This is a genomic window from Rosistilla oblonga, from assembly GCF_007751715.1.
GTDB lineage: Bacteria > Planctomycetota > Planctomycetia > Pirellulales > Pirellulaceae > Rosistilla > Rosistilla oblonga.
Map to the genome: position 1 here is coordinate 5,799,156 of NZ_CP036292.1, position 11,317 is coordinate 5,810,472.

The 11,317-nt window shown below is 60.0% G+C and carries 5 protein-coding genes; all 5 read right to left on the minus strand.

Annotated features, from left to right (window positions below; translation table 11 throughout):
- Positions 1-172 precede the first annotated feature (172 nt).
- Positions 173-1,615, minus strand: coding sequence for a DUF1501 domain-containing protein (locus CA51_RS20530; protein WP_197451357.1), 1,443 nt, complete (start codon positions 1,613-1,615; stop codon positions 173-175).
- Positions 1,616-1,628: 13 nt separating this feature from the next.
- Positions 1,629-4,802 (minus strand): PSD1 and planctomycete cytochrome C domain-containing protein, encoded by a 3,174-nt coding sequence (locus tag CA51_RS20535; RefSeq protein ID WP_145123050.1) that lies wholly within the window; start codon positions 4,800-4,802, stop codon positions 1,629-1,631.
- A 145-nt stretch (positions 4,803-4,947) separates the two neighbouring features.
- On the minus strand, positions 4,948-6,798 hold the full coding sequence (locus CA51_RS20540; protein ID WP_197451358.1) for a CocE/NonD family hydrolase: 1,851 nt from the start codon (positions 6,796-6,798) through the stop codon (positions 4,948-4,950).
- Positions 6,799-6,974: 176 nt separating this feature from the next.
- Positions 6,975-8,222: a hypothetical protein gene (locus CA51_RS20545; protein ID WP_145123052.1), complete on the minus strand. Its 1,248-nt coding sequence runs from the start codon at positions 8,220-8,222 to the stop codon at positions 6,975-6,977.
- A 30-nt stretch (positions 8,223-8,252) separates the two neighbouring features.
- Complete coding sequence (locus CA51_RS20550) at positions 8,253-11,207, minus strand: PQQ-dependent sugar dehydrogenase (protein WP_145123053.1); 2,955 nt, start codon at positions 11,205-11,207, stop codon at positions 8,253-8,255.
- Positions 11,208-11,317 lie beyond the last annotated feature (110 nt).

Sequence of the window (11,317 nt, forward strand, 5' to 3'; positions counted from 1 at the left end):
TTGACCGCGAAGGCGGTCACAGAACGTCCGCCATCGATGTGTGCCCGCCTTCGGGGGCAACTTGAACCGAGAATCTTAGACCGGTGGCCTCGCTTCGCTCGACCACCGGCTACCGTCTGTAACGCTTCCAGCGTTGTACCACCGGCTAACGTCTGTAAAGCCAACGGCGTCGTTATGCGATCACTTCTTTGACGACTCGGGCTGGCCGATGAGCGGTGACGATCTGTTGCTGGTTGCGGTGGGGGAAGACGACTTGTTCGTGATCGAGCCCAAACAGATGCATCACGGTCGCTTGGAAGTCGTTCGGCGTGACGATGTTTTCGACCGCGTGATGACCAAACTCATCGGTCTTGCCAAACGTCATCCCGCCGCGGACACCGCCACCGGCCATCCAGATGCTAAAGCCCTGGCCGTTGTGATCGCGGCCCGCTTTGTCCGCGGCTCCTTGCCCCTGCGTCACGGGCAGCCGGCCGATCTCGCCGCCCCAGTGGACCAGGGTGCTGTCGAGCATTCCGCGTTGGCGAAGGTCGGCGACCAACGCGGCGGTCGGTTGATCGGTCTTCTCGCAGACCGAGGTCAGGCCGCCTTTGAGATTGCTGTGATTGTCCCAAGGCTGGCCGCTGTGGAACAGCTGCACAAACCGGACGCCTCGTTCGACAAGCCGCCGAGCCAACAGGCACCGCGTGCCGTATTCGCGCGACTTGGGATTATCCAAGCCGTACATCTTGTGCGTCGCGGCGGTCTCCTGCGAGATGTCCAATGCTTCGGTCGCGGCGGTTTGCATCCGGGCGGCAAGTTCGTAGCTGGCGATCCGGGCTTCGAGATCCGATTCGCCCGGATGCGCGTCCAGATGCTGGCGATTCAGTTCTTGCAAGAAGTCGAGGTTCTGACGTTGGTAGTCTCCAGCCAGATGCGATGGCGGCTGCAGGTTGAGGATCCGCGGCTCCTTAGGTCGCAGGACCGTTCCCTGGAACATCGACGGCATAAAACCGTTGCTCCAGTTCGTTGCCCCGTCGACGGGATGGCCGCCGGGATCGGCGAGGACCATGAACGCGGGAAGGTCTTGCGTTTCGGAGCCCAGGGCGTAGGTCAGCCACGAACCAAACGTCGGCCGCCCCAAAACCGCGGGGATGCCGCCGTGGAAATAGCGGATCGAAACCTCGTGCCCATTGGCACCGGTATGCATACTGCGGATCAGGCACAGTTCATCGGCCACGCCCGCGGTGTGCGGCAGCAATTCGGACAGCTCCATCCCGCATTGGCCATGCGCCTTAAACTTGAACGGGCTGCCGAGCAGTTTTTTGCTGGCGTCGTTGACAAACGAAAAATGGATATCGCCCGAGTATTCGGTGCCGTCGTATTTGGTCAGCTCCGGCTTGGGATCGGTCAGATCCATGTGCGACGGGCCGCCGTGTTGGAACAGCGAGATCATCGCCCGAGCCCGCGGCTGGAAGTGCGTTTGCCGCGGCAACAGATCGTTGTGCGGCGTCGCCTTCAGCACCGGCGGCTTGGCCGTCGCGGTCTCTTGAGCCAGCATCCACTGCAGCGCCAGCGAACCGACGCCCATGCCGGTGCTCTGCAAAAATTGCCGTCGTGTTTTGGGAAGCATAGTCATGCGAAGCTCGCGGTTATTCGATGTACAGGAATTCGTTGGAATTGATCAGCATCTGGCAGATGTTGATTAACACCTGGCGTCCCGGTGTTTTGTCTTGCGGTGTGCCCTGAGGGTCGGCAAACAGCTGAGTCAGTTGGCGGTTGGCAAACTGCAACGCGGTTTGCATCTCGGAATCGGTTGGCGAGCGCGACAACACGATTTGCCAAGCGGCAGCGATCTGAGCTGGCAGCGGCGCGATGTCCTCCGATTTGGCGGGGCCGCCAAAATCTGCGACCGAATCGTAGACGTGCGGCTTGCCGTCGGAGGGTGTAAAGTCGAGCTTTACTTGCCAGCTGAAGGAGTCGGACGTTTCGCTGGTCAAACAATCGGTGACAAGGTCGATCGTTTCGCCGCTGGCGACAGCAAAGGTCGCGACGTCGGTAGCCGTCGAATTGTGAAACGCGTTCCAGCTGCCTCGCAGTCCGCCGGCCGAAAGGATCCGCCCGCGAACGCCATCGCCGTTTTCGCTGCTATGCTGCAGCGATCCAGAAATACTCAACTGGCCGTCGGCCGGAGCGGTCCAGCGTCGGATGGCGGGATTCTTCGGATTGCCAGGATGACCACCGGTTTTAGTCAGAAAGACCCAACCGAAACCAGGAGCTGGCACTTTGGGGCCTCCCTGATACTGCGTCCCTGTAAAGTTCGGCAACGCTTCGAAACGAGCCAGCATGCCGGTCGCTTCGTCGACTTCTCCCGTGCCGTAAGTCCAGATCGGTTTGGGGATCGCCGGCATCCACGAACTGTCGACCGCTTCGCTAGCCGCAGCGTCTTCGTTTGACGCCGACCGTTTGGCTTGTTCGGCGGCGACGGCGCGCTGCGCGACCAAGGCGGCTTGTTCGAGGATGAAGTCGCCGTTGAGCATCATCAGCGACTGGGGAGCGACGGTCGAGACCGAGCGGACGTCGCAGTTGATGCTCATCACCGGGGCGTCGAATGTCTGCAACATGCCGACCGGCTGGCTGCGTCGCGCCCGGACGTAGATGCTGCGCCGCGGCCGCTTGGCATCGACGCGGACCTGTCCGGTTTCATCTTCGGCGATATCGACGGGAGGCCCAAACCGATCGACGTCGAGATTGCCGGAGACCGACAGGATCGAATCGCGAAGGATTTCCGCGTCGACTCGCTGCAGCGACTTTCGCCAATAGTAATGGTTATCGGCATCGATCGCCTCGCGCGTCGGTTCGCGATACGACGACTGACGCCACGCTGTCGATTTCAGGATCTGACGATGCAGGTGCTTCAAACTCCAACCGTGCTGGACAAAATCGTTTGCCAACCAATCGAGCAATTCCGGATGCGTCGGTTCCCCGCCCAAGCGACCAAAGTCGCCCGGAGTCGACACGATCCCGCGACCGAAGTGATGCATCCAAATCCGATTCACGATCGCTCGCGGCGTCAGCGGATTGCTTTTGGCGTCGGTCAACCAACGAGCAAAGGCTAGCCGCCGGCCGGTCGTTGGCAATTCGGGATCGTTGCTGGGGAATTGGGCCACGGCGCCTTCGGGAGCGACGACGGTCAGCCCCGCCGGCAACACTTCCTGCTTGGGTTGGTTGAAGTCGCCGCGGTGAAACAGATGCGTGACCGGCGCGTGATTGGGCGCTTCGACCAACGCGTGGATGAACTCTTCGACAGGCTTCTTGGCTCGCATCTCGCCGATCCGTTTGTCGATTTCCTTCAGTTCCTTCGCCGCATCGGGCCGGTATTGGTACAGAACGCCAGCGGTGATGTTGACGGCGGGGTTGGCCGCCAGCAGCTTCTTCTGCTCTTCCGTCCGTTTGTCCTTGGCGGTGTTGTAGGCCTCGCGAAGCTGTGAACGCTGTGGCTCTTCAAATTTCAGCAGCTCTTCTTCAAAGACCTCTTGGATAAACGCAGCCTGCTTCTCCGCTCGCTCCTTCGCGACCAGCTTGACCTCCTCTTCGATCGCCGCTGCGGCAGCCCGATCGGCGGCGGTGTACAACGAGACCAATCGGCTCCTGGGTGCCTTCCAAGCTTTCCAGTCCAGCGCCGGTTCGAAGACCGATCGGATTGCAAAATAATCGACATGCGAAATCGGATCGTAACGGTGATCGTGGCACTGGGCGCAGTGCACGCTGGAACCCAACAGCGTGCTGCAAACGATCTGCATCGTGTCGGCGATCGTCTTGTTGCGAGCTTCGGGACTGTTGTCGCCGCTGCCAGTTCCATCGGCTGCCATCCGCAGAAAACCGGTTGCGCTCAGCAGTTCGATCTGCTCCGCAGTCCAATCGCCGTTGGCAGGCCCGGCGAGTTCATCGCCAGCGATCTGTTCGGTGATAAAGCGGTCAAACGGTTTGTCGGCGCTAAACGACCGGATCACGTAGTCGCGATACCGCCACGCCCAATCGCGACTGCTGTCCTTGACCGTGTAGCCGTCGCTGTCGGCATAGCCCGCTGCGTCCAACCAATGCCGGGCCCAGCGTTCGCCATAATGCGGCGAACGCAGCAGCTCTTCGACGAGCTGTTCGTACCAATCGGGATCGGAATGCTGCATCCATTGGTCGACTTGTTCCGCGGTCGGCGGAAGACCAATCAAGTCGTTAAACAGGCGCAGGATCGTGGTGAAGCGATCGGCGTCGGGCGAAAAGCTTAAGCCTTCGGGCATCGCGGCGGCCAACAACGCATCGATCGGCGTGCGGATCGTCCCTCGCGCTTCGGGAAGCGGCGTCTGCGGCGGCGCGATCGGTTGGTAGGCCCAGTAGTTGCGTTCCTCTTCGGTGATCGGGATCCCCGGCCCGATCTGTTCCGGTTCGGGACGCAGCGTCGCGGCGCCGCTGGCGATCCATTGTTCCAGGATCGCAATTTTGTCGTCCGATACGCGAGCTTCCCCCGGTGGCATGTCGCCGTCGCGAACGCGCGTCAGCAACAAACTCTCCTCGGGATCGCCCGGCACAAGCGCCGTTCCCGAATCGCCTCCCGATTTGATGAAGCGAACCAGTCGCAGATCGAGCCCACCTTCCAGCTCTTCGGTCGCGCCGTGGCAATCGAAACAATACTCGCGCAAGATCGGCCGAATCTGCGTTTCAAAAAACGAAGGCTCTTCAGCCCGCGCCACGCCGGAACTCAGCAGCGTCAGCGTCAGGAAAGCGGCGGCAACACGATCACAGCGAAACGGAACCCAACATGCAATCATGTCTTTTGTGCCGAAGGGGAATGGGGGGGATTTGGGGGAGGGCTGGCTCTTAAAAGAACCAGATCGATTGATTATGACCCTCGCTGAGGCATATATCAACGCCGTATCGAGCGTTGATATCAAATCCCACGCCGCTGCGAAACGGTTATTCCGCTGGAATCACCGGCAAAATGATCCGGCTAGGACGCGTTGCGTCGTGGTGGATCGTTTGCGTCGCCACGACGGTTCGGCGATGACGGTTCAACGGCTCGCCGGTGTTGGGGTTCACGTCGAAGCGAGGGAAGTTCGAACTGGAGATGTCGACGCGAATCCGATGTCCCTTTTTGAAGACGTTCGACGTCGGATACATCTTGATCGTGAATTCGTACGTCTCGCCCGGTGTCATCAGGACTTCCTTCTTCAGCGACTCGCGGAACCTTGCTCGCACGATCCCGTCGGCGATGTTCATATCAAATCCGCCCGGCCAATCGGCCGAAGGAGGATAGACATCGATCAGCTTGGCGGTGAAGTCGGTGTCGACGGCTGAGCTGGACGCGAACAAGCGAACTTCCAATTCGCCGGTGACTTCCAGATCTTCGGTCAGCGGTTCGGTTTGGAAGACCAGGACATCCTTGCGAGCCGACAGCGGAATCGGATTCTTGAAGTTCCAAATGTGGCTGCCTCCCTTTTGATCAAAAGCCCCTTGGAGCATGATGTCGTTGGCCGACGAGATGTTCCCGCCGATGTTGGGGACCGGATTCTTAGGATCGAAATCGTATTGGGTGACCGCTTCTTCGACCGCCGGCTTTTCCGTCGCGAGCCCGCCATCGGGTTGCAGATAAAAGTCGGTGTACTGTGTCCGTTCCAGGGGCCAATCCAATTCGCTTCGCCAGTAGCCGCCGTGCTGCAAGCGGCCCTTTTCATCCTTGCCGCCATCGCCGGTTCCCATCACGAAGATCCGCACGGGAGTCTTGAAGGGATCCGCTTTGCCGACGGAGTTGTCGATTCCTTTGAGCCAGTGGTCGTACCACTCGCGTCGCCACGCCCATTGATCCGCGATCGCGGCCTGCTTGCCAAACGAAACCTGTCCGTGAGCGTAACCGGCTTGTTGGCCGTGAATCCACGGTCCCATGATCATATAGACCGGGCCCTTGATCTCCGGTCGCAGCGCCTTAAATGTGGCGGTGTTGTTGCCGCCCCAAGAGTCGTACCAACCCGAGACCAGGTAGACGGGGATGTCTTTGTATTTGTGTGGCGCATCGACGATATTGTTTTGCTCCCAGAATTCGTCGTTCGGACCATTCTCCATCGCTGAGATCAACCAGTCTTCGTATTCGGGAGCCAGTCGCAGCGGAGTCATCCCGCGGCGTGTCGGCAAATTCTGCAGATAGGTATGGCGTTGAGTGGCCATCTCTTTCAACACCTTTTTGGTGCCGGGATCTTGTCCGGCGCGGCTGCCATTGCTCGCGTTCAAGAAGATCCAGTTCCAGAAACGCAACTCGAACGCACCCGCGTTGCGAATACTCTGCCGCCCCATGTTCGCCATCGCATCGACAGGAATCACTGTCTTCAGTTCCGGCGCGCCAGCCATCGCCATGGCGTGTTGGGTGCCGCCGAAATAGGACGTTCCGATCATTCCGATCTGACCGTCGCTCCAAGGTTGTTTGCCGATCCAGGCGGCGCAGTCGACGCCGTCGGGGCCATCATCGGTCAACATGTGCCAGACTCCTTCGGATGCGTAGCGTCCGCGAGTGTCTTGCGCGACGTAAACGTAACCGTGCTTTGCGTAATAAGCACCGCGCGACTTGGCTCCGTTTTTGTTGTACGGCAGACGCGACAGGATCACCGGCAACCGCTCCTCCGACGGTTTGCCATCGACCATCGGCCGATAGATGTCGGTCGCCAGACGAACGCCATCGCGCATCGGGACCATCACGTCCTTTTCCACGTGATAATCTTCGGCTGCGGCGACGAAACCGCTGGCGACCAGCAGCGCGATGATGGGGATTTGAAACATGAAACGACGATTGCATGTGAGCATGAGGGATCTCCTGAGAAGTAGCTCTTGGTGAGTCTGTTCGAGGTGGGAGGGGCGGGCGGGGAAAGGCAAGGTTGTTGCAAGTTGGTCGCCTTTCGCTCCGCGAAAGTGCGAGACTTGCAAACGCTCTTTCGCGGAGCGAAACGCGACCTATTCTAACCGCTGAGTCGCGGGAGGGGAGCGTGGCCGTAATTTGCCGGCTGGTAAGCGATCTCCAATTCGGGAGTCATCCGTTTGGTTTGCCCTTCGGACAGCGAGGTAAGGGCACGATCTAAGATCCCGCTGGTCAGCAGCGTCCGCTCAACGGGATAGGTCGGCCGGCCGGTGTGAACCATCGTTTCGATCCCTTTGAGCAACCAGGCGAAGTGCGGGTAGCGCGGCTCCCTCCGCTCGTCGAACCGCGTCGCCAACGGCTCCGTTTTGCCAGCCACTTGCAACGCAACCGACGTCCCGCGGGCGTAGGTCGGCAGCATAAAGACGGCTCCCAACAAACCGTCGGTATATTGGAACAGGAACAGCGTGGCATCGTCGCTCTGCCGCACGTCGCCGTCGCGATGCTCGATCGTGGCCAACGCGGCATCAAAAAGATCCTGGCTGATCAAACCATCGTCCAACGTCTGCCAGACCGCATCGCCTTGCAGGCATTGCACCCAGCGAACGCCCTGCTCGGCGCCGGGTCGCTGTTCGACGTGACACTGGAAAAATTCCAACGCGTGGCTGCCGTAGATATCGAGACCGGAGTAGCCGATGCCCACTGCGGCTTCGATGGGGCTGCCCGGCGGAACGGAGATCTCGGGCGTGCGGTAGCCGACCGCCATCGAAGAACCCGCCATAAAAGGAATGTTCAGTTCCACAGCGCGGTCGTACATCCATTTTGCATCTTTCCAGACCGGCCCGAGATGCTTGTCGTTGAAGACCGGGACGACCCGATCGTATTTCACAAACGTATCGGTGATCTCTTTGAAAAAGCGACGGCGAGGATAAAGATGTTGCTGTTTGTCGTTCCACGGATAATCGCCGTGCTCCCCGATGCTGATCACGCCATCGACCGGGATCGTGTTGCCCCCGACAGTGACAGCTTCTTCGATCGTTTCAAAAATTGGAAAGCCATATTTTTGAGAGAGCCCGCGAGCCATGTCCCTATCGGTGAACTGGTCGACGTACATCGAGGCGAGCGTCAAACGCGGCCCCGGTCCGCCGTCCTGTTTCCAACCTTCTAGGATCTTGCCGATCAAAACGTCGGCGTGCAAACCGTGTTCGTACGCGGTGAGGACCGCCGCCACCGATTTCGTTTTTGCCGAAGATGTTTCGGCGGTGGCGACGTTCAACCACGGGCTACTGGCGGCTGCGATCGCCGTGCTGGCTAAGAAGGCTCGACGCGTGGGCTTTGATGGAGATGGCATGATTCCACTCGTTGATTTCTGAGGCGGGAATTACTTTAACGAAATCAGGTAGGACAACAGGTCGGCGACCTGTTGGGAGGTGAGGTCGCGGACCAACAGTTCGGGCATCAGCGACTTCCGCTGCGGAACCAGTTGTTCGATATCATCGGCAGCGACGACAACAACGGTACCGGTCGCTTCGCGAAGCGTCATATGGTTGTCATCCTTGCCGATCAGCAGGCCACTTAAGACGCGGCCATCGATCGTTTCCAACAGGTAGGTCAGGTAGGGAGCATCGATTCGCTTGGAGGGTTCGAGGATGCTTTCGAGCAATTCGGCGGCGGAGAGCTTTTTGCCGATCGTTGTCAGGTCGGGCCCAACCGCCGTTCCGGCCTCTCCGATTCGGTGGCAGTTCTTGCACGATACGCCCGCGGTTTCGAAGAAGACCAATCGGCCGCGATCTGCATCGCCCGAGAGTGCAAGGATTTGATCGGTCGCAACGACATTGCCCAATCGCTCCACGCGTTGGTCCGCCGGCAGAAAGCGTTCGAAGAGATCGCGGATGCCGGCGTCGGGATGCTTGGCAGCACGAGCGATCGTCAGCGAAGCGACCGCCTCGGGGAGCGTCTTCTGCTGCAGCGACCTCATCAACAGCAGGCCGCCTTCGGTTGTCGACAACAGTTTTTCCAGCGACGCTTCCGCGTCGGTTTCCGTTTCCGCCGACTGTTCTAATTCAGCAAGTGCCGCCAGCGCATCGGATTGGCGCCGGAGCGCCGCCGCATCGGAGGACGATTCGCTTGGCGGCAGCTGATCGATCCAATCTCCGATCAACTCCAGTCCCGCCACGTCGACTTCGCTGCTGCCGATATGTGGCATCCGACCGCTGCCGAGCTTCGCCATCCGGTACCAGAGGACCGAACGGAGCGGATCGCCGGGTGTGATCACATGCGCCGAGTGGATACCAAACGTCCCCTGCGACGGTCGGGCGTCGAGCATGTTGGTTTCGGAAAGGGGAACGTCGGAATGCATCTTCGACAACACCGCTCCGCCCGCATGCTGGCGATGGCAATGGGCGCAATTGGCTTGCAGATAGGCCCGAGCTCGCGGAGCGGTTTCCGCGGACGTATCGCTTGGATCGACCAAGCTTTCGCGATCTTGGGGATCGATCGGTTTGTCGAGCAATCCGATCTCGGCCAGTCGATCCAGCTGCGAAACATGAGCGTCGCCGATATCGAGATCGCAGTTCAATTGCAGCGAATTAAAACCGAGCGGCGGACCGGACCACGAGTTGTGGCATCGCTGGCATTCAGCTCGCCCCGCAAAACGCCAGGTCTGATTTCGCAGACCGCCGGGCGATGCGGGGTCGACGATTTCGAACGCGCGTTGATCGCCATCGCTCGGGACCAACGTGGCATCGGTTTGCTGTTGGTTCCAGGCGTAGGTATACGGCAGCCAATCGATGCCATCGTAGTGCAAGATCTGCGTTTCGACGTGTTGCCGCGTCGCGGGGTTTCCGTGCTCCATGTCGAGCGACAGCGTTTTGACCAGGACGGTTCCCGTCGGAAATGCCCACGTCTTCGGCTTGGGCTCGATCATCTCGCTGCCGGGAACCGCGACAAACCGCTGGGCGACCGCATGATCGGCCCACGGTTGGGCGCTGATAGAATAAGGGATCACGCCAGGCATCGGAGTTTGATCGACCACGGAATCGAAGAGCCCGGTTTCGCTGAGCTTTCGCGGAAAGCGGCTCGGTTGCTCGCTGGGGCGATTGGCGACCAGACGGTGGATCGTTCCGGCCGTGTGATCCAGCAGGTACATCGCGTTGTTATTGTCTTCGCCAAACGAGACGATCCGATGCGTGGTGTCGGCTAGTTCGCGGTGCTCGACAACTTGGCCCGCTTCGAAGCGGAAGCCCCAGATTTTTCCGGTGTCGTAGTCGCCGTAGATGTGCGTGCCGCGGAGCTCGGGCAACCGCGAGCCGTGGTAGGTCAGGCCGTCGGTGATCGAAGAGGATTCGGTGTGCGAATGTTCGATCGTCGGTGGCAGGATCGGTGTCGGACCGCGTTTCCGTTCGGGGTTCGACGGGTGGGAACCTTCTAAAACCGACCAGCCGTAGTTGCCGCCGCGCTCGACACGATTAAGCATCTCCCAAAGTTCCCAGCCGACATCGCCAACCCACAGGTCGCCCGTTTCGGAATCAAAACTCATCCGCCACGGATTTCGCAAACCGTACGCCCAGACTTCGCCTCGCGCGCCGGCGAGGTCGACAAACGGGTTGTCGGGCGGGATCTGATAGTTCCGGTCTGCGGTCTGTTGGTCGACGTCGATCCGCAAAATGGAGGACAGCAAATTGCTGATGTCCTGCCCCGCGTGCTTCGGATCGGGCGGATTGGCTGGGCCCCCATCGCCGGTGGAAATGTAGAGGCAGCCGTCGGGGCCAAACTTCAGACAGCAGCCGTTGTGGCCGCCGGAGAGCCAGGTGAGCAGAGTCGTTTCGCTGGCCACGTCGATCGTCGGCGGGTCGGCGTCGGTCATCTTAAACCGAGCGACGTGAGTGCCATCGGGCTCACCGACCTTTTTGATGTAACAGACGTAGCAGTAGCGATTGGTTTCAAAATCGGGATGGAAGGTCAGCGAATAGACGCGGCTAACTCCGGGGATCGCTTTGGCCAAATCGATCACGAGATCAGCTGATTCCACATCCGACCGATTCGGAAACGAAAAGACTTTACCCCGTTCCTCGACCACAAAAATTCGGTCGCTGCCCGGGGCGGCGGTGAGCTCCAAACAGCGATTGAAGGTCAGCGACGGGAAGGCGCGCTCGGTCGTGTAGGGAAGAGGCGGTTCGGGGGAGCCCGAGATTTGCGAAGTCGTCCACGCCGCGCGAGGCTGGCTCTTTGCCAACGGTTGCTCGGCCGATGCATTCATCGGAAGCGTCGACAGCATCCCAACAACAAGCCCCCATCTGACGACAGTGGCCGCGGACTCGCGGGGCGTTCGATCCATACAAGCATTCCTTGGGGAATGAGGCGGCGGGATGTGGTGGCGCGGAGGGAGGAGAGCTGGCACCAAGATAGCGGCCCAAGCCGCGAGAGTCCAGAAAATCGTGCCACCGC